The following is a 25,610-nucleotide window of genomic DNA, read 5'->3' on the forward strand; positions in this document are numbered from 1 at the left end:
GGATCTGTAAACTTCCTGAGCTTCACCTTTTCGTAAACCAGAGGGTATGCATGACACATGTCGTGACACTGAATGCCGGATCGTCTTCGATGAAGTTCGGCCTGTTCGAACTGACAGAAGACGATCCAATTATGGTGTGCACCGGTGTGGTCGAGCGGATCGGCGAGCCTGAGCCAACCGTCAAGGCGCGGTCATCTGGCGGTGGAGTTCTGGCGAATGGCACGGCAGGAGATATTCACGATCACGCCGCCGCCCTGGACTGGGTACTGAACCTGTTGTCACGTGCCTTCCCCAGTTGCGAGGTCACCGCGGTTGGGCATCGTATTGTTCACGGCGGACCTGAGATCGATACGCCATTGCCGTTGACCGCCGCTGCTTTGGAGGAGTTGGACAAGCTCTCTCCGTATGCACCTCTGCACCAGCCGCACAACCTGGCTGGCGTCAAGGCAGCTATGGAACGCTTTCCAAATGCCGCCCAGATTGCCTGTTTTGACACGGCCTTTCATCGCAATCACCCCTGGGAGAACGACGTATTCGCTCTGCCGCGCGAGTATTACGACAAAGGCGTCCGGCGCTATGGTTTTCACGGGCTTAGTTATGAGTACATTTCGGACCATTTGGCCAAAACCGCGCCACTTTTGCACGCGGGGCGGGTTGTGGTCGCGCACCTGGGTAACGGTGCGTCGATGTGTGCCATGATCGGGGGGCGATCCGTCGGTTCGACCATGGGGTTTTCGTCGTTGGACGGGCTGCCGATGGGATCACGTTGCGGTCAGCTCGATCCAGGTGTTTTGTTGTATCTGATGGATCAGGAAGGGTTGAGCGCCTCAGAGATTTCCGACCTTCTGTTTCGCAAATCAGGTTTGCTGGGTCTGTCCGGACTTTCAAGCGACATGCGCACTCTTGAAAAAGCAGATACCCGTGAAAGCCGACAGGCCATCAGCTATTTCACTTTCCGCATCCGCCGCGAACTTGGGGCAATGGCCGCAATATTGGGCGGTATTGATGCCCTGATCTTCACTGGTGGTATCGGAGAAAACTCGCGTCTTGTACGCGACAGGGTATGTTCCGGAATGGGGTGGCTGGGGATTGAACTGGATCCCGATGCCAACGCGGACAATGATCGGATAATCTCGACAAATCTGTCCCGTGTGGTGGCCATGGTTATTCCGACAAACGAAGAGCTGGTTATTGCCCGTGCTGCCGCAGATCTGTTGACAAATCGATCCCATCGGAAAAGTGCTTAGCCCGGCTGGTACGTCCAGCGATACGAGGGTGGGGTCGGCCCTTTGTTGCGACCACCTTGCTGCATCTGCTCCCAGGCATGTGCCAGAATACCCACTGATCGGGACAGGCAGAAAAGGCCGCGCGCCAATGGTGGCGCAAACCCAAGCTCGGCATAAATAACTGCGGTTGCGCCATCGATGTTCATCGGGACGGGTTTACCCTTACGCCGCGCAAGCTCTGCCTCGATCTGCTGCGCAATGCGCATGACCTGCCCATCGCAAGCACCGGTTTTCACCGCTTCGGCGACCAGTTCCATCAGGCGCGGCGCACGAGGGTCTGTGGGTGTGTGAAACCTGTGACCAAAACCCGGAAGTATCTTTCCGTGGCTTTCGATCCTCGCATTGATTGCCTGCTCCAAAGTGCCAGGGTAAAGGCCCACAAAGTGGTAGAGTTCCACGGTTTGCTCGCCAGCCCCTCCATGAATGTCGCCCATCATGTTCACGGCGCTCGCCATCGCGTTGTTGAGAGGCAGGCCACAGGTCACCGCCATGCGCGCGGTCGCAATCGATGGGGCCTGCGGACCGTGGTCGACTGCCGCGACCAGCGCGGCTTCGAACAATTGGGCCTGCGCTTTTGATGGGTGGTCGCCGCGTACCATGAACCAGATCATCTCCGCGAAACCCAGGCGTCCGATCAGGTTTTGAATCGGCTCTCCGCGCAGGTCGATCCGGCCAGGTTCCATATCGATGATGGATGTTGCCCACCAATCTGACACATCGTTCATATGATCCCCTCTCTGCGCAGCGCGTCGATTTCCGCGTCGGTCAATCCGATTTCAGACCACACTGCCTTGTTGTCGGCCCCAAGTTTTGGTGGCGCGATTTGCGGCATTCGCCGGGTGCCATCCATTACGACGGGACTACCTGCAAGCTGCATCTGTTCGCCGTGAACCTGTAAAGAGCCAATCAGACCGCGATCGTAAAGTTGCGGGTCTGCAAGGGCCTCTGGTACGGTCAGAACTTGCCCAGCTGGAACACCCAAAGCGTTTAATTCACTCACCCATTCGGCCGCAGCCTTCGTTTTCAGGGTTCGTTCCAGTTTTGTACGTAAGGCGTGGCGGTTTCTTTTGCGGTCTTCGCGCGTTGCGTAATCAGCGTTGTCCAGAAGATCATCCCGCCCCAGACAGCGGGCAAGTGCCTGCCATTGCTCGTCCCGATTGGCCGCGATGTTGATCGGGCTGTCCAGCGTGGCAAATGTCCCTGAGGGGGCCGAGGTTGTGTTCTCATTCCCGTGTGCTCCGGGTGTTACGCCGCCCACAAGATAATTTGAAACAACCCAGCCCATCGTCGAAATTACGGCTTCGGACATCGCAACATCCAGATACGCGCCGCGCGGGTTGGCGTTCAATGCCGCCGCGACTGCAAAGGCAGCCGTCATCCCCCCGACCGTGTCTGCCAACGGATAGCCGACGCGATAAGGTGCCGTGTCGGGGGCGCCGGTGATTGACATCACGCCGCTGATACCCTGCACAATCTGGTCATAAGCCGGATCGCCGCGCCGGGGGCCATCCTGCCCGAACCCGCTGATGGCGCAATAGATCAGGTTGGAATTGACGTTGCGCAGAACTTCGTAACCAAGACCAAGACGATCCATTACTCCGGGCCGGAAGTTTTCCACCAGAACATCGGCTGACTGGACAAGGCGTTTCAGCAGCGCCTTGCCCTTTTCCGATTTCATGTCCAGCGTGACAGATTTTTTCCCGGCATTCTGCGCCAGAAAACTGATCCCCATCCCCGCCTTGTTTCTGGCAGGATCGGCTCCCAGAACGCGAGCAAGGTCGCCACCATCGGGGCGTTCGACCTTGATCACGTCGGCACCCATCAATGCCAGTTGGTAGCAGCAATACGGACCCGCGAGGACATTGGTCAGATCGAGAACCCGTATTCCCGCCAGCGGGTCAGTCACCTTCGGCAACCCCTTCCGCCCGGGCCTGTGCACGGCGCGCGCGGTAGCTGGGCAGGAGCACCAGAAGCGCCGCGATAACCAGCAGACCCAGCGTCATCGGGCGTTCCCAGATAAAGGCGATGCCATCGTACAACTGCATGGACCGTGAGAAGTTGTCTTCCATCATGCCGCCGAGGATGAAACCAATCAGCAGTGGTGCCAATGGGTAATCAGCGAATTTCAACGCCGTTGCGCATACCCCAAAACCTACCAGTATCAGCAGTTCGGTTGCATTGTTCTGCCCGATATAGGCCCCCATCAGAGTAAAGAACAAAATAAAGGGGATCAGATAGTTGCGCGGCACCGAGAGAACTTTGGCAATGTAGGGGATCAGCGGCAGATTCAGGATCAGAAGCACCAGATTGCCAATGAACATGGACATGATGACCGCCCAAAAGATCTGCGGCTCGTCCAGCATAAGGCGTGGGCCCGGCGTCACGTTCAGCGCAATCAATGCGCCAAGCAGGATCGCCGTCGTACCCGATCCGGGAATGCCCAGGGTCAGCAGCGGTACGAACGAGCCGGTACAGGCGGCGTTGTTTGCTGTTTCAGGCGCGGCCAGCCCTTTGATTGACCCTTTGCCGAATTCGTCCTGCTCGGCTTTTGGGGCGATGTTACGCTCGACCGCATAGCCCAGAAAACTGGCAATCGTTGCACCGGCACCCGGCAGAACGCCGATGAAAAACCCTTGGATAGACTGGCGGCCAATCACCGGAGCAATGGCTTTGGCTTCCTCCCTGCTTATGCGCAGGTCCTTGATTTCGCCTTCTTCGCCCTTAAGGTCCTTGGGTTTGAGAACAAGAAACAGAGCTTCGGGTAAGGCGAACATGGCCATTGCAAGTGTGATAAAGCCAAAACCCGACTGCAAATCCATGATGCCCATTGTGAAGCGGGGCATGTTGAACAGCGCGCCTTCGCCGACGGTTGCCATAATCAATCCAAGGATTGTCATTATGATAGCCTTGGCAACCTGACCTGTTCCCGCGAAAGCGGCAATGGCGGACAAGCCGACAACCATCAGCGCGAAATACTCGGCCGAGTGGAAAAGCAACGCAACAGAGGACAGGGCAGGAGCGAAGACCATCAACAGCAACGCACCGAACGTGCCACCTGCAAAGCTCGCAATTGCGGCAATGGTCAAGGCTTTGCCCGCTTTGCCCTGACGGGCCATCGGGTAGCCGTCAAAGCTGGACGCGACGGTACCCGCGACCCCCGGGGCATTCAGCAGAATAGAAGAGGTCGAGCCACCAAAAATGGCGCCATAATACACGCCGGCCAGCAGGATCAGCGCTGCCGACGGGTCACCCATGGAAATTGCCACCGGGATCATGATGGCGATGATCGACATCGGGCCCAGACCCGGAAGCATTCCGATGAATGTGCCGATCAGACAGCCTGCGACGACCATCAGCAGGTTTTGCAGTGAGAATGCCGTTTGCAGGCCAATCAGAAGTCCTTCAAGCATGTCAGCCTCCGAAAATGCCGGGCAAGGGGCGCATGTAAATGCCAAGGACTTCCTGAACCAGATACCAGACTGTACCGGTGGCAATCAGGGCGACGAGAAACATGAGATGCCATTTGCGTTCGCCCAATATAAATGATCCTAAGATTAGGAAGGCCGAGGTTGAGATCAGAAACCCAACAGGGCGCAGGCACAATGCGTAGACGACCATCAGAACCAGCAGCATGATCGCCTGACCAAGATGGTAATCGCCCAACCGCCGATAATCGATTTCAGGTTCGCTGGGTTCAGCCTTTTCAAAGCCCAGCAGAATGATCGTGGCCGTGATGATGCCCAAAATCGACAGCACTTTGGGAAAAGTGCTTGGCCAGATGGGATTTCTTTGCATGAAAGGAGGCAGACTACTGTCCATCGTGAACCAAGCGGCGTAGCCATATGTTAAACAAACACCCAGAAGAATGAGCGCGATCCAGCGATCCAGCGCCATGGGACCCCCTCCTTTTTTCGTCGTCAGGGATGGCAGAGCGGGTTACCGCTCTGCCCAAGTTGGATTCAGAGGAAGCCCAGCTTCTTCATCAGATCACCAATCTGTTGTTCTTGCTGCTCAAGAAATGACCGGAAATCATCGCCCGAGTTGTGGATGTTCACCCAACCGTTGCGTGCACGAACCTCTTCCCATTCCGGGGTGTCGTACATCTTTGCAATCGCGGCCTGATAGGCTGCAAGCTTGTCCTCGGGCAGGCCCGGGGCCGCGAAGAAGCCGCGCCAGTTCACAAAGGTGGTGTCGATGCCCTGTTCTTTCATGGTCATCGCGTCTGGGGCGGCGTCAACACGATCTGCCGATGTAACGCCAATGATCTTGACTTCACCTGCGTTGGCCAAATCGACGGCCTCCGAAAAACCCGTAGACAGGGCTGCGATCTCACCGGACAGAAGGGCAGCCATGGCTTTGCCACCTGCATCATATGGGATGTATTTCACGCCAAGAGCATTCTTCCCAGCGGCTTCCATCACCATTGCTGCGACCAGGTGGTCCATGCCACCAGGAACTGAGCCACCGCCAATGGCCGTGTTGCCCGGGTCGGCGTCGAATGCAGCAAGTAGATCACTCATAGAGTTGATAGGGCTGTCTTTGCCGACAACAATTGCTGCGTAATCTCCAATCGTGCCCGACACCAACGTCAGGTCGCGGAAGTTGTGAGGGAACACGCCAGTCAACGAACGGATCACGATTGGCGTGGAGTTTACCATCAACGTCCCGTGGTTGCTGTCGGCGTTTTCAATCAGATAGCCGATGGCTTTGCCGCCACCACCGCCTGACATGTTTTCATAAGACGCGGTGCCCACAAGACCGGCGTTGGTAAGCGCTTCGCCGGTGCCGCGAGCGGTACCGTCCCAACCACCACCGGCGCCGCCGGGGATCAGAAAGTGGATGCTGTCCACCAGCTGGTCTTCAGCCAGAACGGGTCCTGCAAGACCTACAGCAGCAACAGCTGCGATCAGGGCGCGACGGCCCAGTTCGAAAGTTGTCATGATGTCCTCCCATTTGACAACGGGCCGCATGGCGGCTCAGATTGGGAAGAACAAAAACACACCAACCTGACATCAACCTGTCACGCGCGAGAATAGTATTAAAGCCCGATGAAATTTCTGCTTGTCGAAGACAATCTAGACCTCGCAAACGCGATCAGTTCCCGCATGAGGTTGGACGGGCATGTGGTTGATAACGCGTCCACATTAGGCGATGCAACTGCCTTTGTTGAAACTCAGGAATACGATCTGATCCTGCTGGATATCATGCTGCCGGATGGGGACGGTCGCGATTTCCTCAAGCGGCATCGCGCGAGCCATTTGGACACGCCAGTAATCGTTTTGACGGCCCGCAGTCAGGTTTCTGATCGAATCGGCTCGCTTGATCTGGGCGCTGACGACTATGTCACCAAACCGTTTGATCATGCCGAACTTGAAGCGCGCTGCCGCGCTGTTTTGCGCCGCAAGTCTGGGAATACGAAGACAACGATAGAAGTCGGCGGCATCGTATTCGACCCTCTGGCAGGCCATCTGACGGTGGGTGACGAGACCGTGTCGCTGCGTAACCGTGAACTGCGCCTGCTGGAATTGTTCATTAGCGCACCTGGTCAAGTTTTTTCGAAACAAAAACTAACCGACCGGCTGTTTTCTTATGATGATGATGTCTCTGATAACGCGATCGAAGTTTATGTGGGCCGCTTGCGCAAGCATCTAGAACCCTCGGACCTAAAGATCACCACGTTGCGTGGGCTAGGATACAGGTTGGATCATGCCTCCTGATCCCAATGTGTCAGGATCACTGCGGAACAGGCTGGTTCTGACACTGATCGGTGGCGCGGCCATACTTGCGTTCCTGCTGTTTGTCGCAGTACGAAACTATGCTGCGCAGGTCGCGCTACAGGGGCAAGACAACATACTTGGCGCATCAGTGGCCTCTATCCTCGATGCGGCCGCTTTGCGGGAAGGCGTGTTGGAGGTCGATATCCCGTATGCGGCCTTCGCGATGCTAAGCACCCCTGCGGACGACAGAATCTTCTATTCTATCTTTCAGGACGGGTCGTTTCTGTCCGGATACGAGGATTTTCCACCGACCATAGGACCGCATGACGGCAAGTCGCTTTTCAGGTTCAGCCAGATTCGCGGTGAAACCATTCGTCAGGTCAGCGCCAGCCGGACTTTGGTGGGATTGGATAAGCAAATCGAGCTCGTGGTCGCGCTGGGGCAAACGCAAGATGCGTTGGCGGAGACTCTGGACCAGATTTCGCGCAATGCGGCGATTCTGGGCGTGGGGTTCTTTGCCCTTGCCGCCGCTCTTTCCTTTTGGGCGACGTCCTCGACCATCGGGCAGTTGAACAGGTTGACAACCTCTGTCACCCGCCGTGGCCCACAGGACTTGAGCCCGTTCAAAAAGCCGGTACCCCGCGAAATGGCCCCATTGGTTGCTTCACTGAACTCATTGATGGGTCGGCTTGATCAGTCACTGAGCCAGTCAGAAGATTTTATCGCCGAAGCGGCTCACCGCGTTCGCACCCCGCTTGCCACTGTCAGGTCATATGCTGATGCCACTTTGCAAAGGGTTGAAAAAGAAGAAAACCGCGAGGCGCTGCGTTCGATGGTGCGCGCCATTGACGAAAGCTCACGTGCAGCTGGTCAGCTGTTGGATCACGCAATGATCACGTTCCGGGCTGATCATCTTGAGCGGGAAGACATAGACCTGAACGCCTTGGTCCGTGACCTTGTGCAGCGCCTAACACCAATTGCCGAGATGAAGGACCTGTCACTGTCGCTTTGTGGCGACCCACAGGTCATGTATTCAGGTGACCCCATCCTCATTCAAAACGCCGTACGCAACATGATTGACAATGCACTGAAATATGCTCCGGCCGACAGTTCTGTTCGCATCGAAGTCACTTCGGAACCACGGGTTCAAATCCGGGTAAAAGATCGTGGCACGGGGTTCCCCATAAACGAAATTGACACTCTCACGCGCCGTTTCGAACGGGGTAAGAACGCAAGTGGCACCATCGGGTCCGGTCTGGGCCTGACCATCGCGCGGGACGTTGCAACAGCGCATGGTGGAACGCTTGACTTGTCCAACAGGCAGGGAGGCGGCGCTTGCGTTACATTATCGCTTTAGTCTTCCTTTGGTTTCCTGCTGTCACACTGGCGCAAATCTGGGAGGATCGGCAAGTATTCAACGCCGAAGCAGACGAGGCGCATATTCGGGTCATCTCGAGCACGGATACGTTTTTGTTTGAGCCTATGATTTCCGGTTTTATCAAGGAGAACCCTGACATTTCTGTCGAGTATATGGTGACGGGTACTGCCGACATCGATCGAATCGTGCGTGCCGCACCGGAAGATTTCGATATTGTCATTTCCAGCGCTATGGACCTGCAACTGAAACTGGCCAATGACGGATATGGACGCGTGATCGATGACATATCTCTGCCGTCCTGGGCGCAGTGGCATCGCAGTCTTTTCGCCTTCACGTTTGAGCCCGCGACCATCGTGATCAACCGTGCCGCCTTTTCCGGCACGCCTATCCCGGAGACCCGACAGCAACTGATCGAAGCACTTCGAATGCGACCGGACAGTTTTCGGGGCCGGGTGGGAACTTATGACATCCGCCAGTCCGGTCTAGGGTATCTGTTTGCGACGCAGGATGCCCGTGCGTCAGAAACGTTCTGGCGTCTGATGGAAGTCATGGGCGGTTTGGATGTGCGTCTGTACTGCTGTTCGGGTGACATGATTGACGACCTTGTTAAAGGCGAGATCACCGTCGCCTACAATGTACTTGGCAGCTACGCGGATGCGCGCGCCGGGCACAAGGATACGCTTGAGGTTATTCTGCCGTCGGATTTTCAGACGACCATGATGCGCACGGCAATGGTGCTTGAAGGTACACCCGTACCTGAATTTGCCGCGTCTTTTGTCCGTCACCTTGTATCCAGTCAATCCAGCCGGGCAGGTGGCAGCCATACCCTCCCGCCTTTGGCGCCTTATGACACGGACGAAGAACGTGAAACGATCGGGCTGGATCCAGCGTTGATGACGTTTTTGGACAGATTAAAACGCCGCCGGTTTCTGGCCGAATGGGAAAGCGCGGTAATCCAAAGATAGCCCTGCCGTTATTCCCTAAATGCACGATTGAAGTAATCGGCCATCGGCTTGACAAGATAGGACAACGGAGTGCGCTCATCGGTTTTGATCAGTGTCTCAACAGGCATACCCGGCAAAAGTTCCTGACCGTTGAGACGGTCCATTTCACCATCATTCATAATCACCTCGGCGCGGTAGAAAGTGAAGCCGGACTGTTCATCCGTGAAAGTGTCGGCAGACACGTTTTTGACCTGCCCGTCCAATTCAGGTGTTTCGCGCTGATTGAAGGCCGGAAATCGCAGGGCGACAGGTTGACCCACGTGCAGCTGATCCACATGGATTGCGTCCACACGCGCGGCGACCAGCAATGGCGTATCCTGTGGGACCACATACATCATGGGTTCGCCCGGCTGAATCACCGACTGCAGGGCAAAGACCTGACTGCCGTAAACGGTTCCGTTGACAGGTGCGCGGATGTCCAAACGTGCCATCCGCTCGGACAGGGATAGTCGGCGTTCCGATAGTTCAGCAATTTGGGCCTGTACGTCTCGCAAAGTGGTAATCGCCTCCTCCCGGCGGGTTGCAGTCAGTTCAACGATCTGGATCTCGGTTGATGCGATCTGCCCTTTGAGGCGGGCGACAGCGGCTTCCAGTCGACCTATTTCACCTGTCAGGCTGGCTTCTTCCCGTTGCAGGGCCAGCACGCGACTGGTTTGGGTCAATCCACGTTTCAACAGGCTTTGCTGGTCTTCCAGCTCATCCTCGATCAACTCAACCTGACGGCGCAGGGAAACGAGTTGGGCTTGTGTGCCTTCGATCTCACTTTCGATCTGAACCAACTGCTTTTTCAGTTGTTCGTGCTGCTTGGACATTGTTTCCACCCGCGCGTCGAACAAGTTTTGTTGCCCTACAATCAGGTCGGGATCAATGCTGTATTCCTCCTGTACCTCGTGCAACTGCGCCGACAGCTCTTGCGACGAAAGCCCGTCGCGTTCGGCCTGAAGCCGGGCACGCCGGACCAGAAGTTCGAAAAGCTGCGCTTCCACAATCGTCTGTTCGGACAATAGGAAAGTATCATCCAGTCTCAGCAACATCTCGCCCGAGGCGACCACATCACCATCGCGTACAAAGATTTCGCCAACAACGCCGCCATCAGGGTGTTCGACCACCTGACGGTTGCTTTGTACCTCGATCACGCCTGAGGATACGATCGCACCAGCTAGGCGTGTCTTCACTGCCCAAAGGCCCAGTCCGCCGACCAAAATGGCAAGCGCGGCGAATCCTACCAGGGCGGGGATTCTCATACTCCAGGCCTGCGCCTGCTTCTTGGTCGTGTTTTTTGCCATTATTCACCTACGGGGCTAAGCTTGCGCTTAATCGCGCCCGCATTCTGCACCATTGCGCTGAGAACCTCGTCACGACTACCGAACTTGACCACTTGTCCTTTTTCGACAACGGCCAGATCGTCACATTCCGAAATGGCCTGCGGGCGGTGTGTCATGATGATCGCGGCTTTGCCGGCCGCCTTGAGCCCCCTCACGGCCGCGTTCAAGGCTTCGGTGCCATCCGCGTCCAGTGCCGAGTTTGGTTCGTCCAGAATAAGCAGAACAGGGTCGCCATAGAGGGCGCGGGCCAGAGCGATGCGCTGTTTCTGTCCACCTGACAACTGACTGTCATTGCCTTCAAGGAAGGTGCCATAACCTTTCTCCAAAGACAGGATCAGGTCGTGTGCATTGGCTTTTTTGGCCGCGGCCACCACCGCTTCGGAATCCGGGTTCTCCGACATCCGGGCGATGTTCTCGGCCACCGTTCCGTTAAATAGGGTAACCTGCTGCGGCAAATATCCGATATGGCTGCCCAAATCGTTGGAGTCATATTGATCCAGAGTGGCACCACCCAGCCGAATTTCCCCGGCTGCCGGATTCCAAAGCCCCAGCAACGCCTTGGCCAGTGTCGTCTTTCCCGACCCGCTTTTGCCGATGACACCCAGCGCCTTGCCCGGTTGCAGTTTCAGATTGACGTTCCGCAACGTTGGCGTTGTTGCCCCAGGGGGAATGACAGTCAGCGATTTTGCTTCCAGCTGCGCCTTCGGGATGGGCAAGCGGATCCGCTGCTCTTCGGGTGGGGTCTGATCCAAAAACCGGCTGAGGGAAGTCCAGGCTGTTCGCGCACGTTCGATCATGCCCCATTGGCCAACCGCTTGTTCGACCGGGGCGAGGGCCCGACCCAAAAGGATTGAGCCCGCAATCATCGCGCCCGGTGTCATTTCATTTTGCAGAACCAGCCACGCGCCCAAGGCAAGCATTGCAGATTGAAGAAACAGTCGTAGCGACTTGGTCAGAGATGTAAAACTGCCTGTCCAATCGCTGGCAGAAATGGTTTGGCGTAAGGCATTCGAACGCTGGTCCAACCACCGCTTTGTCACGTCCGCCTGCATACCTTGAGAGCGCACAACCTCTGCCGCTTGTCTCGCATGTTCCGCAAAGGCGTTTGCCCGCGCCGCTGCAGATTGTGCCTCGGCGACTTTCCTGCTGGTCAGCGCCTGATTGAGCAGTGCAATCACGACAAGTAGAACACCGCTTGTCACGGCCAGCCAACCCAGCAGGGGATGAAACAGGAAAATCGCGCCCAGAAAAACAGGCGTCCATGGTATATCCATCACCGCCAGCAGAACGGGGGACGAACACAGGTTTCGAATGGATTCCAGATCACGCAAGGCCGTCGCCGGGGCAGATCGTATTTGCGGCATAAGTGAACGCCGCAGCGTTGCTTCGAAGACGCGCTCATCCAACTGTGACTGGAACCGTGCGCCGAACCGGGCAACGATGCGTCCGCGGGCAAAATCCAGCATCGCCATCAGCGCATAAAGCAACGCCACCAACAAAAACAACGCTGTCAGTGTTTCCACCGCACGCGAGCCCAATACCCGGTCATACACCTGCAACATAAACAATGGGCCTGTCAGCATAAGCAGGTTCACAAAAATGCTGAACAAGAACGCCAAAGCAAGGAACGCGATCCCCTGATTGCGCACATTGCGCAGTTCATGTCGGGGGGCCGCGGATACGCGGTGTTCAGGTTTCAATGTTTTAAATCCATATTATTCGGAGATGCGACCCCGCACTTAAAAAGTTAGATCAGCCTTGCCAAGTTTGCACATCTTTTTTTGGGCAAGAAACCGCGGGTCCTTGGCGTAAAGAAGCACTATTCAGCCGTAGCTGACAAAAAAACCTAACGGCGATTATGGGCACCGTTAGGCGGGCGCTTCAGGATAACGGCAATTCGGGCGGAATACAGCAAGAAAGACGGTCACGCAAAGACCATGACCCGCCAACAAGCCGCAGGCGAGGAAGGCTGTATCGATCCGGCCGCGAAATGACCGAGACCAAATTTTTTCGACTTTATCTGTAGGGATGGCAAGTGTTGTTATATTGTCGGACATTATTGTTTATTTTGTCCTACATTAAATGTAGAAGTGAATGAAACACGAATCGGAGAAGTCGCACGTGGTCAAAAGAACGCCCCTAAAGGAAAAAGCTGAGAGTGTCGGCAACACCTTGAAGGTGCTACCGGCTGGCAGCAGTGGCCGGGACGTTCTGGAAGCTCTCTCTGGAATGATCGAAGCGGAAGGTTTGAAAGTAGGCGATCGCCTGCCGCCAGAGATCGAAATTGCAATTCAGCTTGGAATCGGACGGGCGAAGGTTCGCGAGGCCCTGACAAGTTGGCAGAACATGGGCATCGTTGTGCGGAACAAGAAAGCAGGAACGCGTTTGGCAGCCGAGGTATCTGCCAACACGATCCATCTCCCACTCACGCTGAAGCTCGAAGCCGAAAGCCTTTTGCGGACACACGCCGTGCGCCGGCCACTGGAAATCGAGGCTGCAAGGTTGGCTGCATTGAATTGCTCAGACGCGCAGCGGCTTTTGATTTCGGCCCGCGTTGCCGAGCTCATAGCTGTTCATTCTGCGGGTGAGGATTGGCGACCGGCCGACTACCGGTTTCACGCGGCACTGCATGAAGCGTGCGGAAACCCACTTTTCGGGCAGTTGATACGGCAAATTCAGAAAGCATTTCACGAAGTATATGACACCCCATTCGGCCAACCACACTTGGGTCAAGCCTCAATTCCAATACATGCGCAGCTGGCTGAAGCAGTTGTCGCAGGCCGTGCAGATGAAGCCGCGCGTATTATCGGCGAGATCATGGACATGGTCGAAGCAGAAGTCCTAGAAATCATGGAAAGTCAGAATGTCTGATTACAGAGACCTTGCAACGCGTCTTGCAACTATCTTCCCGGAAGAGGCAGGTTCGGTCACGCCTCCTATTGTTCAAACCTCACTATTCACCTTTGACAATTATCAGAGTTTTGAAGACCGGATGGCCGGAAGATCAGAAACAGCCATCTACACGCGCGTGGAAAACCCGACCGTCGCCGCGTTTGAAACGCTCATGGCTGAAGCCGAACAAGGTCAGGCTGCCGTTGCATTTGCTTCCGGGATGGCGGCCATTTCCTCAACGCTGCTGGCATTTGTCAAACCCGGTGACCGGATTGCCTGCGTCGAACACGTCTATCCGGATTCATTCCGGTTTATGGAGCGCATCCTGCGCCCGTTCGGGGTGCATATCGACTACCATGCGCCGGAGCGTTTCGAGAACGACCCCGATCTGCTTGCCGGTGTAACGGTGGCCTATCTGGAGAGCCCCGGATCGATTGTTTTTGAGGCGATGGATCTACGTCGTGTCGCAGAGCATGCCAGACGCCACAATGTGTTGACGATAATCGATAATTCATGGGCAAGCCCGGTGTTCCAACGCCCCCTCGCACTGGGCATCGACATCGTCATCCACTCGGCCTCGAAGTACATTTCGGGGCACTCGGACACTGTTGCGGGCGTGGTGGTTGCCTCCCGGGACCATATCGCCCGCATCCGTGATCTGACACTTCCTTTGCTTGGGGCCAAACTGGCACCTTTTGAGGCCTTCCTGCTGACGCGCGGCCTGCGCACGCTGAACGCACGCATGATGCAGCATCAAGCGACGGCCAACATGTTTGTTGATCGCCTGGCCACTGTTCCGCAGGTCAGGCGGGTCAACTCACCAGGCGCCAACGACGTGCCCGGGCTGACGGGGCGGTCCGGACTTATGTCGGTTGAGTTTGATGACAGTGTCGACATCGCCAAACTTTCTGATGCCTTGAACCTTTTCCGCCTCGGTGTGAGCTGGGGTGGCTTCGAAAGTCTGATCCTGCCTGCGCGCGTCGGACTTGCTCAGGCTGGTGAACAAAACTCAATGCAGAAATTTGGGGTCTCACCCAATCTGGTGCGCCTGAGTTTGGGGCTCGAGTCGGCAGAAGATCTATGGGCCGATTTTTTTTCGGCGCTCGCCGAAAGCACGGCTTAGAACCGTTCGCTCAATAAAATCAACAGGAGGAAAACATGAAGAAACTACTAACTGGAATGACGGCTGCGGCCGTGCTCATGGGTTCGGCATCTTACGCCGAGACCACATTGAAACTGGTCGAGGTTATTACAAGCCCCGAGCGTACAGAGGTGCTTCAGGGACTGGTTGATGAGTTTGAAGCCAATAATCCCGACGTCACTGTCGAGATTGTATCGCTACCTTGGGGTAACGCGTTCGAAAAGCTGGCAACAATGGTGGCAGGTGGCGACATCCCTGATGTGGTTGAAATGCCCGATACCTGGCAGGCTCTTTATGCTGGGTCCGATCAGCTGGTCAGTCTCAAGGATCATGTCGCCGGATGGGAACACGGGGCTTCGCTGACTGACAAGACAGTCGCTATGGGCAGCCAGGCGGGTGATCTCTATATGATCCCGTACGGATTCTATCTGCGGGCGATGTTCTACAACAAGAAACTGCTGGCCGAAGCGGGTATCGACACTCCCCCGAAAACGATGGAGGAGTTCAAGGCAGCCTCGGCCGCAGTGTCCGAGCTTGAGGGCAAGTATGGGTACTGTTTGCGCGGTGGTCCCGGTGGAACAAATGGCTGGATCATGTTCGCCGCAGCCATGAACGGCACCAACGAGTTCTTCACAGAAGACGGTGTCAGCCGCATCAACGAGCCCGGCTCGGTCGAAGGTATCCAGTTCATGATCGACATGTATCAGAACGGATATGCGCCCAAGGACGCCGTCAGTTGGGGCTTTAACGAGATCGTGGCCGGTTTCTATTCCGGTACATGTGCATTCCTCGATCAGGATCCGGACGCACTGATCGCTATTGCCGAGCGGATGCCTGCCGAAGATTTTGCGGTCATTCCGATGCCTGTCGGACCTTCGGGCAAAGCTTTCCCGACCATTGGGTTCGCAGGTTGGTCGATTTTCAGCGCGACAGAACACGAGGACGAAGCCTTTGATCTGGTTGCGGCCTTGTCGACGCCCGAAGCCAATGCCGCGTGGGCAAAGCGTGTTGGTGTCATTCCGATCCACAAAGGTGCCGATCAGGATCCTCATTTCCAGACCGAGCAATTCAAAGGCTGGTTCGAAGAACTGAACGGCGAGCAATATGTGCCAACAACAATGCCAACTAACCTGGAACAGTGGGGCTATTTTGGCAGCACGCTTCTGCTGGAAACCAGTCAGGAAGCCCTGTTGGGGCAGCGCAGCGCGCAGGACGTCGCGGATGAGTGGGCTGAGTTCCTCACTGACGAACACGCCAAGTGGAAGGCAAGACAGTGATTTCGCGCACTCAGAAAACTGTCAGGCCCGGGGAAACCCGGGCACGACGCTCGCTCTACCTACAATACATGGTCGAGCCGTTTTTCTATTTGTCACCCGCTATTCTTCTGATCGGTGCGGTGATCATGGTTCCGCTAATCATCGGAATTTCATATTCGTTCCAATCCATTGAGCTGTTGAAGCCTTTTGCTTCTGGCTGGATCGGGTTTGAAAACTACGTTGATCTGTGGGGAGACCGCAAGTTCTGGATCGCGATGGAGAACACGCTGTTTTGGACCTTTTGGTCGATAACATTCCAGTTTCTGCTTGGCCTTGGTCTTGCCATGCTTTTGAATACGCAGTTCTATGGAAAGAAACTTTTTCAGGCGCTTGTTTTCCTACCCTGGGCTGTCCCGACCTTCCTTTCTGCGCTGACATGGGCGTGGCTTTTTAACCCTGTCATCGGCCCGCTACCGCATTGGCTGGCCGCCCTTGGCATTCTGTCAGAGCCCTACAATATCCTTGGCGATCCCGAGCTTGCCATATGGGGCCCGATCACTGCAAATATCTGGTTCGGCGTTCCTTTCTTTGCGATCACGCTGTTGGCGGCTTTGCAATCGATACCCGGTGAGCTTTATGAGGCTGCAGAAGTCGATGGCGCGACCCCATGGCAGACCTTCACCAAGATCACCTTGCCGTTCCTTGCTCCGATGATCGCGATCACCGTGATGCTGCGGACGATCTGGATCGCCAATTTCGCCGACCTGATTTACGTGATGACCGGCGGCGGGCCTGCCAATTCGACCCAAATCCTGTCGACTTACATCTTCACCACAGCTTTTCGAAAATTGGACTTCGGCTACGCGTCAACCATTGCTGTGGCGCTGCTGGTGATCCTTCTGATTTACGCCGTTATCCTGCTCTGGCTTCGCAAGAAGCTGGTCAAGATTTGAGGAGTAGGCCATGTCAGCTGTCAGGAAACCCAACCCCCTGCTGGTTGTGGGCAAATACGCGGCACTTGCGTTCTATCTGATCTTTGCGTTGTTCCCGCTTTACTGGTTGCTCAAGATCGGGTTGACCCCGGACGCACTGATCTTTTCAGAGGGCACCCGGCTGTTTCCAAGCGAAGTGACCTTTTCAAACTTCAAAACAGTCATTTTTCAGACCGATTTTGTGGCCTATTTCCGGAACTCTCTTGTGGTGTCGCTGGGGGCGGCGTTCTTTACGACATTGTTCGCGGCTGGGGCGGGTTATGCCTTTTCCCGCTTTGTTTTCGCGGGCAAACGGATCATCATTGCCTTGATGCTGGTCACCCAGATGTTCCCGCTGCTGATGATCATCGCACCCATCTACAAGATCATCGCGGACCTGGGGCTGCTGAATTCGCTGACAAGCCTGATTGTTGTCTACACCGCGTTCAACATCCCCTTTGCAACATTCCTGATGCAGTCATTCTTTGACGGCATTCCCAAAGATCTTGAAGACGCGGCGATGATGGATGGCTGTACACGGTTTCAGGCGCTGCGCAAAGTGGTGTTCCCGCTGACATTGCCCGGTCTCGGGGCGACGCTTGGATTTGTCTTTACTGCCGCATGGTCCGAGCTGTTGTTTGCGTTGATGCTGATTTCAAAGAACGACGCGATGACATTCCCGGTTGGCTTGTTGACATTTGTTTCCAAATTCTCGGTCGATTGGGGGCAAATGATGGCAGCCGGCGTGCTGGCACTGATCCCAAGTTGCCTCTTCTTCATCTTCATTCAACGCTATCTCGTGCAGGGCCTCACGTCCGGCGCGGTCAAAGGATAGGAGGCCAAATCATGGCACGTATCGAACTTCGTGACGTTGCAAAACGCTATGGATCCGTCGAGGTTCTGCGCAACATCAACCTTGAGATTCAGGATGGTGAGTTCATCGTTCTGGTCGGCCCATCAGGCTGCGGCAAGTCCACTTTGCTGCGTATGGTTGCTGGTCTTGAACCGATATCAAGCGGCGACTTTCTGATCGATGGCGAGCGCATGAATGATGTGAGGCCAAGGGATCGGGACATCGCGATGGTGTTCCAGTCCTACGCTCTCTATCCGCATATGGATGTCGCTCGGAACATGGGCTTCTCAATGGAAATCCGCAAAGCTCCGGTGGCTGAACGCACATCAAAGGTCGCCCAGGCGGCAGAGACGCTGGGGTTGACCAAATTGACGGATCGCTTGCCCAAGGCCCTTTCAGGAGGTCAACGTCAGCGGGTTGCCATGGGGCGGGCCATCATCCGAGACCCACGCGCATTTCTGTTTGACGAGCCATTGTCAAACCTTGATGCGGCTCTGCGTGTCGAGATGCGGCTGGAGATCGCGCGGCTTCATCAAAAACTAGGTGCGACCATGATCTATGTGACCCATGATCAGGTCGAAGCGTTGACGCTGGCAGATCGGATCGTTGTTCTCAACGCAGGGGATATCCAGCAAGTCGGCAGTCCGCTCGAGCTTTATGAAAGGCCGGCCAACAAATTTGTTGCCCAGTTTATCGGCTCACCCACCATGAATGTTGTGCCTGTATTGGGAACCAAAACAGGTGTGAATGTCGGGAATGGGGTTGAAATCAGGATACTCGATCAACCCCTTACCGCTCAGGCGAAAGAACTGGGTGTAAGGCCGGAACATATCGATGTTGTGGACAACGGCACCGGTGATCTGTCGGCCGTGGCGGATGTTGTGGAACATCTGGGGTCGGACACGAACATCTACGTCAATGCCGAAGGGATCGGCCCCATGATGGTGCGCAAGCATGGCAATATCCCGGTGAAATCCGGGGATCGCCTCGGTTTGCGCATTCAAGCACAGAATGCACATCTGTTTGCTTCGGATGGTACAGCGTTGAGACGGGCTTGCTGAGATGGTGGATAATTTGGAAGATTGGGCTTCGCCGCATGCGATAAAACTCCATCCGCGGGATCTTTAGATGAACGATAACCAGTTATTGCTGCCGGGGTCGCAGTCCGAAGCCGGGTTTTGGGTTGAAACGTCAAGACATCGCGATTGGTTGATGAATCAGGCCATGCGGCAACTTACGTTCTTCAGCGCGAGCTGCCGGGATGAGTCCGGGTTCTATACACTTGGTCACGATGGCCGCCCGTTGCCCGGCAAGCCGCAGGAGCTGCACACGACGACCCGGTTGGTTCATTCTTATGCATTAGGACTTCTGTCCGGTTTCCAAGGTGCTGAACGGATCATTGATCACGGCATGACATATCTCGATAGCCATCACCGAGATCGCGACCACGGCGGATATCTCTGGGCGTTGGATGGGGATCAGATCAAGGATGACCGCAAGCTTGCCTATGGGCACGTCTTTGTCCTTCTTGCCTCGGCAAGTGCGAAACTGGCGGGTCACCCGGATGCAGACAAGCTAATGACAGATGTCCAAAGTGTTCTGGAAAAACACTTCTGGGACGAAGAAGCAGGCCTGTTTCGCGATGAATGGAACAGGGATTGGACGCCGTTTTCCACATATCGCGGAATGAATGCAAATATGCACGGCGTTGAGGCAATGCTGGCCGCCTTTGAAGCCACAGGAGACGAAATCTTCCTGTCCCGCGCCGGTCGCATTCTGGACTTCTTCATTGGCAAAATTGCACCCGGTGAAAACTGGCGGCTTCCCGAACACTATTCGTCTGATTGGCAGATCAACCGGGATTATGCGGGTGACCCGATGTTCAGACCTTACGGAACAACGCCGGGGCATTCGTTCGAATTGGGTCGGCTTCAGCTTCAGCATTGGGATTTGTCAGGCCGAACGAACCCCAATGCTCCGTACAGGGCGCGCCGCTTGATTGCGCAGGCTTTGAATGATGCGTGGCTGCCTGGCGGCGGGTTGGCCTATACTCTTGATTTTGATGGTCGCGTTGCCAATGCTTCGCGGTTCTGGTGGCCCATCACCGAAGCCATAGGGGCGGTTGCCGCTCTGATCGCGCTAGACAGAAGGCCAGAAGACGAGGAGTGGTACAGAAAGCTCTGGACCTATGCGAGTGAAACACTTGTGGATCATCGACATGGCGGCTGGTTTCCAGCAGTGGATGGGGCAGGGGCTGTAGTGACATCTATTTTTGACGGCAAGCCGGACATCTACCACTCGTTGCAAGCCTGTCTGTTTCCGCTGTCAGGACGTTTGTCGAGGATGATGCCGCTTTAGGTTTGGAAAATCCTCAGTTGCGGCTTGTCTTACCCGAGTAAGAATCCGGTGCAGGGTCTTGTCGAATACCCGCAGACTACAAATCGTAGCCTGCGGCGGTGTCCGAATGTCAGGAGGTCGCTCGGTTGCCCCTGCATTCCAGTGTTATGCACTCCAATCAACCTTGAACTCTTCGCGAAATGCAAAGCGTTTCAAGTGGTCTTCTATGACTACTTTCCAGGAGTTCAAATCGCCACGTGGGCCGACTGAAGCAACTATGTCCAGCCCCTCGTCCGTCGCTTTCATCGCGACCGCACACCCGTTTTCAAATGAAACTTTCCCTTCAGTTACATCAAATTCTACTTGCCCCTTGTAGGACCAGTGCTTGCATAACTGCTGAAGATACTTGCTGGCCACATCTGTTGGCGCATTTCCTGACGCGCTCTGGTCCGGCAACATTTCCAACGCAGTTTCAGCCGCCCCGCGCATAGCCTTCGCAAAAAGTGTTACGTCGATATTCGTGGCCAGGAACGTAACCCCAAGATCCACGCACTTGCGCTGCATCACAGGGTCCAACGTCAGGATGCCCGCTGCCTTGCCCGCGGCCACGATCCGTTTCAACGCGTCCAAAACCGCTTCGACCACGTCGGTGTGGCCAGCATTGCCGATGTGGCCCATATCCGCGGCCAAATCTGACGGACCGATAAATACGCCGTCGACATCTGTGGTCAGAATGTCATCCAGTGCATCCAGGCCAAGGCGGTTTTCCACCTGAACCAACAGGCAAATCTGGTCACCTGCCGTTGTGAGGTAATCCGGAATCGCCGCAAAACGCGAAGCTCGCGCCAGAGCAGACCCAACGCCTCGAACTCCATGTGGGGGATATTGCACCGCGCGCACCAACTCCCGCGCTTGATCGCCGCTTTCAACCATTGGCACCAATATGCTTTGGATGCCAGCATCGAGATATTGCTTGATCATCCAGGTCTCGCCAATTGGCAGGCGCGCTACTGGCTGGCTACCTGTTCCTTCAATGACCCTCGCTTGCTCCAGAATGGACAGTAGATCGTTTGGGGCGTGTTCCCCATCCACAAGAAGCCAGTCAAATCTGGATGTGGCGGCGATTTCGGCGGCATATGCGTTGGCCATCCCAATCCAGCATCCGATCTGGGGTTTTCCGGCTTTCAGTGCGGCCTTGAAGGGGTTTGTTGGCGCGGGCAATGAAGTTCTCCTTCAGTCGAATTTGATATTGACCGAACCGAAGGGTCCGAACTCGGCGTTGATTTCTGATCCTGGCGGGCATTCGACAGGGCGGATGAAGCTGCCTGACAGGATCACTTGTCCGGGTTCAATACTTTGACCGTATTGCGCCATGCGCCGGGCCAGCCAGACAACACTTTCGACTGGATCATTCAATACGCCGGCACCAAGGCCGGTTTCCTCAATCTCACCGTTGCGGAAGGTCAAGGCACCAACCCAGCGCAGGTCGAAGTCGTCTATCGCGTGACGTTCCGAGCCCAGCACAATGCCCGCATTGGCGGCATTGTCGCTGATCGTGTCAAAGACGGTTCGGATCTTGCCGGTCTCGGGGTCCTGAGGCTGAATACGTGTGTCCAGAATTTCAATCACCGGCGCGACGTAATCGGTGGCGGATATGATATCGTCGCGGCTCACATTCTCGCCGCCGACGGCGGATTTCATGACAAAGGCGATTTCAGTCTCGATCCGGGGCTGGATGAAACGGCCTGCAGGGACCGTACCACCGTGTTCAAACGCCATGTCATCAAACAGGATGCCGCTGTCGGGAATATCGATGTTTAGCGCATATTGCATCGCTTTCGACGTCAGACCGATCTTCCACCCGATGACCCTGCGCCCCTCGGCCAGTTTCTGGCGATAGATGGCATTCTGCACCTCGTAGGCGTCGCCCATATTCATTTCGGGGTGACGCAGGCTCAGCAGACCGATCTGGTCGCCGGTGCGTTCGGCCTGAAGTAGGTCGGCTGCCGCGCGGGCGTGCTCTTCGGGTGTCATACCTTCTCATCCTCGACCGTGTTGCGCAGGGTGCCGATACCTTCGACGAAGACCTCGACCACGTCACCCGGTACAAGATACTTTGGCGGGTCAAAGCGCGCGCCCGCTCCGGTGGGGGTACCTGTTACGATAATGTCACCCGGTTTCAGGGTCATGAAGGTCGAGATATACTCGATTTCGCGCCGGATCGGGAACATCATGCGGTCGAGGGTATCGTCCTGACGCAACTCACCATTGACGCGGGTCTGAATGCGGGCGTCATCCAATTGCGCCGGGTCGGTGAAAGGCACCAGCCATGGGCCGATCGACCCTGAATTGTCCCAGTTCTTGCCCTGAGTTACGTTGAACTTGGCATGGCGCACCCAATCGCGGATCGTGCCTTCGTTGCACAGCGTCAACGCGGCGATGTGATCATAGGCTTCGTCCTGCGAAATCCGACGGCCCGCCTTGCCGATCACAATGGCCACTTCGCCCTCGTAATCCAGCGTGCGGTTTTCAGGCGGGCGGATCAGCGGGCGGTTGTGGCCGGTAAAGCCGCTAGCAAAGCGCGGGAACAGCGACATGTATTCCGGCTGCGCGCTGCCATCCTTGTATTCCGCATTCCTGTCCGGGAAGTTCACGCCGACGCACAGAATGCGAAGGGCATCCGGCATCACCATTTCATAGGTGAAATCGGAATGGGTCACCGGCTTGACCTCGGCCGCCGCAGCCAACCGGCTAAACTCACCCGTAGCGATGACCTCATACAGGCTGGAAAACTCAGGAAAATCACCGTTCAGGGCGATCGCACCATCATCGGTAATCGCGCCAAAGAAGGTATCCCCTTCGGCGGTAAAAGTAGCAAAGCGCATTAAGCCTCCTCGGCGGTGTCGATGCCGCCCATGCACAGGTATTTGAGTTCCATGAAGTCATTCAGCCCATGGCGCGAGCCTTCACGGCCCAGACCAGACATCTTAACCCCGCCAAAGGGAGCTTCCGCGGTCGAGATCAGGCCGGTGTTGATACCGACCATGCCATATTCCAGCTTCTCGGAAACTCGCCAAACGCGAGCCAGGTCGCGGGAATAGAAATATGAGGCAAGGCCGAACTCGGTGTTATTTGCCGCAGCGACGACTTCGCTTTCGGTGTTGAACTTAAAAAGGGGCGCGACCGGGCCAAACGTCTCTTCGGTCGCGACCGCCATCTCCGAAGTGACTCCGGTCAAAATGGTTGGCTCAAAGAATGTGCCGCCCATGTCGTGTGACTTGCCACCCAGAATGACATCGGCTCCTTTCGAGGTCGCATCAGCGATGTGTTCAGCAACCTTGTCGACTGCCGCCTGATCGATCAGCGGGCCGAATATGATACCTTCGTCAAAGCCATTACCAGTGGGCAGAGTAGCTACTTTGTCGCGCAGCTTGGCGGCAAAGGAATCGTAGACACCGGCCTGCACGTAAATGCGGTTGGCACAAACACAGGTCTGACCATTATTTCGAAACTTGGCAATCACCGCCCCTTCAACAGCGGCGTCCAGATCAGCATCATCGAAAACAATGAAGGGCGCATTGCCACCCAGCTCCAACCCCAGTTTTTTGATCGTTGGCGCACATTGCGCATATAGAAGCGTGCCGATCTCGGTCGAACCGGTAAAGGTCAGCTTCTGCACTGTCGGGTTCCCGGTCATCTCGCCGCCAATGCCACGGGCTGAGCCGGTGACGACCGAGAACAGTCCCGCAGGCAGGCCCGCTCTCTCGGCCAGAACTGCCAACGCGATAGCTGAGAACGGAGTCTGGCCGGCCGGTTTCAGAACCATAGAGCAGCCCGCCGCCAGTGCAGGGCCAGCCTTGCGCGTGATCATTGCGTTTGGGAAATTCCACGGCGTGATCGCGGCGACAACCCCGATGGGTTGTTTGATCGTCAGGATGCGTTTGTCTGGAGCGTGGCTAGGTGTGACATCACCATAGGCGCGGCGGGCCTCTTCTGCGAACCACTCTATGAAGCTGGCACCATAGGCGATCTCACCTTTGGCTTCGGCCAGTGGCTTGCCCTGCTCGGCTGTCAGGATGGCACCCAGATCGTCCTGGTTCTCCATCATCAGTTCGTACCAGCGGTGCAGAATTTGACTGCGCGTCTTGGCGGTTCGTTTAGCCCACCCGTGGCGCGCGGTCTCGGCGGCAGCAATAGCTTCGGCAGTTTCGGCGGCACCCAGATTGGGAACATGACCAATAACTTCGCCGGTGGCGGGGTTGGTGACGGCCAGGCCGGTGGCCGGGTCAGCTTCAATCCAGCGTGTACCTACAAGGGCAGCCTCACGCAGCAAACCGGGGTCATTCAAAGGAAACATATGGGGACCTGCATCAGTTCGAATTGGATAGATCAACGGCTTGCCCGGCCAAAAGGCATCAGGGGCAAGCAATCAGAGTAAAAACCGCGATCCTCAGACCGGGAATATGACGTTAGTCTGACCGGTGCCCGAGGACGGGAAATACTCGGTCACAACCTCGCATTTTTGTCGTAAGCGTCCCAGCCGAGTGCGCCATAAAGCATCGCGGTATCATGCATCGAGCCTTCACCGCAGCAGAAGTTGGCATAGTCCCCCAGCATCGTGAGGAAAGTAGCATGATCGCCGTTTTTCCACATTTCCAGCACGTGCAGATCCATCTGGCGGTTGAATTCTGAGCTGATTGTGAAGGTGCCGTTATTGGCGGCATAATCCTTGTTGGCCCAGATCTTGTGCGATAGCGAACCCGACGCAACCAGCAGCACCTTTTCGTCGCTGGCCTCGACAGCTTCACGGATTGCCTCGCCGACGATACGGCTCTCGTCATGGGCGTGCACGGTGCACCACGCACCGATCGACACCACTTTCATTTCGTGTTCACGGCTCATAAACCGCATCGGAACCAGCGTGCCGTATTCCACCTCAAGGCTGTCCAGGTGATGTGCCAGCGTATAGGCACCCTTTTCGGTCGCAATCCGCGCAATCGCATCACCCAATTCGGGGTTGCCCTCGTATTTATAGGGCAAGTCCTGAATGAACTGCGGGAATTCATTCGACGTGAATAGACCCTCAAAATGGTCGTTGGCGTTTATGTGAAAGCCCGCGTTCAACACCCAATGCGTATCACAGATGACAACCGTTGTTGCGCCCAGCTCCCTGGCGCGACGAGCAATCTCTCGGTGGCCATCAATAGCCGGCTGACGCTTGCCTTTGATCGGTCCTTCCTGCTCGGACATGAGCAGGGTAGGCACGTGGGTCATTTTGGCGGCAAGTACAATTTCTCCCATGGTCTCCTCCTGAAGTAAGAGTTTCTTCGCGCGTATTTCGAGTGCAGTCGGTTACAGTTTCCCCAGCTGCATGATATTGTGTTTTCCTGTTGCGAAGCCGACGTGTTTTTGTTCCATGTAGAACTCGAAGCTCCAGTCGCCGCCGTCGC

The 25,610-nt window shown here is 55.9% G+C and carries 23 protein-coding genes; 11 read left to right on the forward strand and 12 right to left on the reverse strand.

Going from position 1 to position 25,610, the window contains the following annotated elements:
• Nucleotides 1–50 precede the first annotated feature (50 nt).
• Nucleotides 51–1,247 (forward strand): acetate/propionate family kinase, encoded by a 1,197-nt coding sequence (locus ACR0NZ_RS16990; RefSeq protein WP_480520532.1) that lies wholly within the window; start codon nucleotides 51–53, stop codon nucleotides 1,245–1,247.
• On the opposite strand, the gene ACR0NZ_RS16995 is transcribed toward ACR0NZ_RS16990, so the two are convergent.
• The 5 genes from ACR0NZ_RS16995 to ACR0NZ_RS17015 form a co-directional block, all read right to left on the reverse strand.
• Entirely contained in the window at nucleotides 1,244–2,011 is a 768-nt protein-coding gene (locus tag ACR0NZ_RS16995) for a citryl-CoA lyase (RefSeq protein ID WP_480520534.1), read from the reverse strand. The genes ACR0NZ_RS16990 and ACR0NZ_RS16995 overlap by 4 nt on opposite strands.
• Complete coding sequence (locus ACR0NZ_RS17000; protein ID WP_480520536.1) at nucleotides 2,008–3,192, reverse strand: CaiB/BaiF CoA transferase family protein; 1,185 nt, start codon at nucleotides 3,190–3,192, stop codon at nucleotides 2,008–2,010. Before ACR0NZ_RS17000 ends, ACR0NZ_RS16995 begins: the two co-directional genes overlap by 4 nt.
• The gene (locus ACR0NZ_RS17005) at nucleotides 3,185–4,696 is read right to left on the reverse strand and encodes a tripartite tricarboxylate transporter permease (protein ID WP_480477308.1); all 1,512 of its coding nucleotides are present in this window, start codon (nucleotides 4,694–4,696) and stop codon (nucleotides 3,185–3,187) included. The genes ACR0NZ_RS17000 and ACR0NZ_RS17005 overlap by 8 nt, the downstream gene beginning before the upstream one ends.
• A gap of 1 nt (nucleotide 4,697) precedes the next feature.
• Nucleotides 4,698–5,180, reverse strand: a complete 483-nt coding sequence (locus ACR0NZ_RS17010) for a tripartite tricarboxylate transporter TctB family protein (RefSeq protein ID WP_480520538.1) — start codon at nucleotides 5,178–5,180, stop codon at nucleotides 4,698–4,700.
• Nucleotides 5,181–5,245: 65 nt separating this feature from the next.
• Nucleotides 5,246–6,226, reverse strand: a complete 981-nt coding sequence (locus ACR0NZ_RS17015) for a tripartite tricarboxylate transporter substrate binding protein (protein ID WP_480520540.1) — start codon at nucleotides 6,224–6,226, stop codon at nucleotides 5,246–5,248.
• Between the two features lie 108 nt (nucleotides 6,227–6,334).
• Between ACR0NZ_RS17015 and ACR0NZ_RS17020 the strand changes: the two genes are divergently transcribed.
• The 3 genes from ACR0NZ_RS17020 to ACR0NZ_RS17030 are packed head-to-tail and all read left to right on the forward strand — an operon-like array spanning nucleotide 6,335 to nucleotide 9,346.
• Complete coding sequence (locus ACR0NZ_RS17020; RefSeq protein ID WP_267366073.1) at nucleotides 6,335–7,003, forward strand: response regulator transcription factor; 669 nt, start codon at nucleotides 6,335–6,337, stop codon at nucleotides 7,001–7,003.
• On the forward strand, nucleotides 6,993–8,360 hold the full coding sequence (locus ACR0NZ_RS17025; RefSeq protein ID WP_480520542.1) for a sensor histidine kinase: 1,368 nt from the start codon (nucleotides 6,993–6,995) through the stop codon (nucleotides 8,358–8,360). The genes ACR0NZ_RS17020 and ACR0NZ_RS17025 overlap by 11 nt, the downstream gene beginning before the upstream one ends.
• Nucleotides 8,339–9,346 carry an ABC transporter substrate-binding protein gene (locus ACR0NZ_RS17030; RefSeq protein ID WP_480520544.1) on the forward strand — a complete coding sequence of 336 codons (1,008 nt, stop codon included), beginning with the start codon at nucleotides 8,339–8,341 and terminating at the stop codon, nucleotides 9,344–9,346. The genes ACR0NZ_RS17025 and ACR0NZ_RS17030 overlap by 22 nt, the downstream gene beginning before the upstream one ends.
• Before the next feature lie 8 nt (nucleotides 9,347–9,354).
• Here ACR0NZ_RS17030 and ACR0NZ_RS17035 read toward each other — a convergent pair whose 3' ends face one another.
• Together ACR0NZ_RS17035 and ACR0NZ_RS17040 are read right to left on the reverse strand one after the other, a co-directional pair.
• The gene (locus ACR0NZ_RS17035) at nucleotides 9,355–10,629 is read right to left on the reverse strand and encodes an HlyD family type I secretion periplasmic adaptor subunit (RefSeq protein ID WP_480520546.1); all 1,275 of its coding nucleotides are present in this window, start codon (nucleotides 10,627–10,629) and stop codon (nucleotides 9,355–9,357) included.
• A gap of 41 nt (nucleotides 10,630–10,670) precedes the next feature.
• The gene (locus ACR0NZ_RS17040; protein WP_480520548.1) at nucleotides 10,671–12,410 is read right to left on the reverse strand and encodes a type I secretion system permease/ATPase; all 1,740 of its coding nucleotides are present in this window, start codon (nucleotides 12,408–12,410) and stop codon (nucleotides 10,671–10,673) included.
• 394 nt (nucleotides 12,411–12,804) lie between these two features.
• Here ACR0NZ_RS17040 and ACR0NZ_RS17045 point away from each other — a divergent pair, with 394 nt between their 5' ends.
• The 7 genes from ACR0NZ_RS17045 to ACR0NZ_RS17075 all read left to right on the forward strand — a co-directional run bounded on the left by ACR0NZ_RS17045 (nucleotide 12,805) and on the right by ACR0NZ_RS17075 (nucleotide 20,181).
• On the forward strand, nucleotides 12,805–13,581 hold the full coding sequence (locus ACR0NZ_RS17045) for a FadR/GntR family transcriptional regulator (RefSeq protein ID WP_480520550.1): 777 nt from the start codon (nucleotides 12,805–12,807) through the stop codon (nucleotides 13,579–13,581).
• Nucleotides 13,574–14,725 carry an aminotransferase class I/II-fold pyridoxal phosphate-dependent enzyme gene (locus ACR0NZ_RS17050; protein WP_480520552.1) on the forward strand — a complete coding sequence of 384 codons (1,152 nt, stop codon included), beginning with the start codon at nucleotides 13,574–13,576 and terminating at the stop codon, nucleotides 14,723–14,725. The genes ACR0NZ_RS17045 and ACR0NZ_RS17050 overlap by 8 nt, the downstream gene beginning before the upstream one ends.
• 35 nt (nucleotides 14,726–14,760) lie before the next feature.
• The gene (locus ACR0NZ_RS17055) at nucleotides 14,761–16,020 is read left to right on the forward strand and encodes an ABC transporter substrate-binding protein (RefSeq protein WP_480520554.1); all 1,260 of its coding nucleotides are present in this window, start codon (nucleotides 14,761–14,763) and stop codon (nucleotides 16,018–16,020) included.
• Nucleotides 16,002–16,952 carry a carbohydrate ABC transporter permease gene (locus ACR0NZ_RS17060; protein WP_480520556.1) on the forward strand — a complete coding sequence of 317 codons (951 nt, stop codon included), beginning with the start codon at nucleotides 16,002–16,004 and terminating at the stop codon, nucleotides 16,950–16,952. The genes ACR0NZ_RS17055 and ACR0NZ_RS17060 overlap by 19 nt, the downstream gene beginning before the upstream one ends.
• 10 nt (nucleotides 16,953–16,962) lie before the next feature.
• A complete protein-coding gene (locus ACR0NZ_RS17065) occupies nucleotides 16,963–17,805 on the forward strand; it encodes a carbohydrate ABC transporter permease (protein WP_480477286.1) in 843 nt (280 codons plus the stop codon).
• 11 nt (nucleotides 17,806–17,816) lie between these two features.
• Nucleotides 17,817–18,884, forward strand: coding sequence for an ABC transporter ATP-binding protein (locus tag ACR0NZ_RS17070; protein ID WP_480520558.1), 1,068 nt, complete (start codon nucleotides 17,817–17,819; stop codon nucleotides 18,882–18,884).
• A gap of 67 nt (nucleotides 18,885–18,951) precedes the next feature.
• Nucleotides 18,952–20,181 (forward strand): AGE family epimerase/isomerase, encoded by a 1,230-nt coding sequence (locus ACR0NZ_RS17075; protein ID WP_480520560.1) that lies wholly within the window; start codon nucleotides 18,952–18,954, stop codon nucleotides 20,179–20,181.
• A 144-nt stretch (nucleotides 20,182–20,325) separates the two neighbouring features.
• Here ACR0NZ_RS17075 and ACR0NZ_RS17080 read toward each other — a convergent pair whose 3' ends face one another.
• The 5 genes from ACR0NZ_RS17080 to hpaD all read right to left on the reverse strand — a co-directional run bounded on the left by ACR0NZ_RS17080 (nucleotide 20,326) and on the right by hpaD (nucleotide 25,461).
• Complete coding sequence (locus ACR0NZ_RS17080; RefSeq protein WP_480520562.1) at nucleotides 20,326–21,381, reverse strand: aldolase/citrate lyase family protein; 1,056 nt, start codon at nucleotides 21,379–21,381, stop codon at nucleotides 20,326–20,328.
• 12 nt (nucleotides 21,382–21,393) lie between these two features.
• Nucleotides 21,394–22,194 carry a 2-oxo-hept-4-ene-1,7-dioate hydratase gene (gene hpaH / locus ACR0NZ_RS17085; RefSeq protein WP_480520564.1) on the reverse strand — a complete coding sequence of 267 codons (801 nt, stop codon included), beginning with the start codon at nucleotides 22,192–22,194 and terminating at the stop codon, nucleotides 21,394–21,396.
• The gene (locus tag ACR0NZ_RS17090; RefSeq protein ID WP_480520566.1) at nucleotides 22,191–23,045 is read right to left on the reverse strand and encodes a fumarylacetoacetate hydrolase family protein; all 855 of its coding nucleotides are present in this window, start codon (nucleotides 23,043–23,045) and stop codon (nucleotides 22,191–22,193) included. Before ACR0NZ_RS17090 ends, hpaH begins: the two co-directional genes overlap by 4 nt.
• Nucleotides 23,045–24,517, reverse strand: coding sequence for an NAD-dependent succinate-semialdehyde dehydrogenase (locus ACR0NZ_RS17095; RefSeq protein ID WP_480520568.1), 1,473 nt, complete (start codon nucleotides 24,515–24,517; stop codon nucleotides 23,045–23,047). The genes ACR0NZ_RS17090 and ACR0NZ_RS17095 overlap by 1 nt, the downstream gene beginning before the upstream one ends.
• A 149-nt stretch (nucleotides 24,518–24,666) precedes the next feature.
• A complete protein-coding gene (gene hpaD / locus ACR0NZ_RS17100) occupies nucleotides 24,667–25,461 on the reverse strand; it encodes a 3,4-dihydroxyphenylacetate 2,3-dioxygenase (protein ID WP_480520570.1) in 795 nt (264 codons plus the stop codon).
• Nucleotides 25,462–25,610: the final 149 nt, after the last annotated feature.

This window comes from Ruegeria sp. AE3 (genome assembly GCF_056542225.1).

Bases quoted from the DNA above. Each gene is read 5' to 3' on its own strand.
- ACR0NZ_RS16990 (WP_480520532.1), top strand. From the start codon at position 51: ATGACACATGTCGTGACACTGAATGCCGGATCGTCTTCGATGAAGTTC.
- ACR0NZ_RS16995 (WP_480520534.1), bottom strand. From the start codon at position 2,011: ATGAACGATGTGTCAGATTGGTGGGCAACATCCATCATCGATATGGAA.
- ACR0NZ_RS17005 (WP_480477308.1), bottom strand. From the start codon at position 4,696: ATGCTTGAAGGACTTCTGATTGGCCTGCAAACGGCATTCTCACTGCAA.
- ACR0NZ_RS17010 (WP_480520538.1), bottom strand. From the start codon at position 5,180: ATGGCGCTGGATCGCTGGATCGCGCTCATTCTTCTGGGTGTTTGTTTA.
- ACR0NZ_RS17015 (WP_480520540.1), bottom strand. From the start codon at position 6,226: ATGACAACTTTCGAACTGGGCCGTCGCGCCCTGATCGCAGCTGTTGCT.
- ACR0NZ_RS17020 (WP_267366073.1), top strand. From the start codon at position 6,335: ATGAAATTTCTGCTTGTCGAAGACAATCTAGACCTCGCAAACGCGATC.
- ACR0NZ_RS17025 (WP_480520542.1), top strand. From the start codon at position 6,993: ATGCCTCCTGATCCCAATGTGTCAGGATCACTGCGGAACAGGCTGGTT.
- ACR0NZ_RS17035 (WP_480520546.1), bottom strand. From the start codon at position 10,629: ATGAGAATCCCCGCCCTGGTAGGATTCGCCGCGCTTGCCATTTTGGTC.
- ACR0NZ_RS17045 (WP_480520550.1), top strand. From the start codon at position 12,805: ATGAAACACGAATCGGAGAAGTCGCACGTGGTCAAAAGAACGCCCCTA.
- ACR0NZ_RS17050 (WP_480520552.1), top strand. From the start codon at position 13,574: ATGTCTGATTACAGAGACCTTGCAACGCGTCTTGCAACTATCTTCCCG.
- ACR0NZ_RS17055 (WP_480520554.1), top strand. From the start codon at position 14,761: ATGAAGAAACTACTAACTGGAATGACGGCTGCGGCCGTGCTCATGGGT.
- ACR0NZ_RS17065 (WP_480477286.1), top strand. From the start codon at position 16,963: ATGTCAGCTGTCAGGAAACCCAACCCCCTGCTGGTTGTGGGCAAATAC.
- ACR0NZ_RS17070 (WP_480520558.1), top strand. From the start codon at position 17,817: ATGGCACGTATCGAACTTCGTGACGTTGCAAAACGCTATGGATCCGTC.
- ACR0NZ_RS17075 (WP_480520560.1), top strand. From the start codon at position 18,952: ATGAACGATAACCAGTTATTGCTGCCGGGGTCGCAGTCCGAAGCCGGG.
- hpaH (WP_480520564.1), bottom strand. From the start codon at position 22,194: ATGACACCCGAAGAGCACGCCCGCGCGGCAGCCGACCTACTTCAGGCC.
- ACR0NZ_RS17090 (WP_480520566.1), bottom strand. From the start codon at position 23,045: ATGCGCTTTGCTACTTTTACCGCCGAAGGGGATACCTTCTTTGGCGCG.
- ACR0NZ_RS17095 (WP_480520568.1), bottom strand. From the start codon at position 24,517: ATGTTTCCTTTGAATGACCCCGGTTTGCTGCGTGAGGCTGCCCTTGTA.
- hpaD (WP_480520570.1), bottom strand. From the start codon at position 25,461: ATGGGAGAAATTGTACTTGCCGCCAAAATGACCCACGTGCCTACCCTG.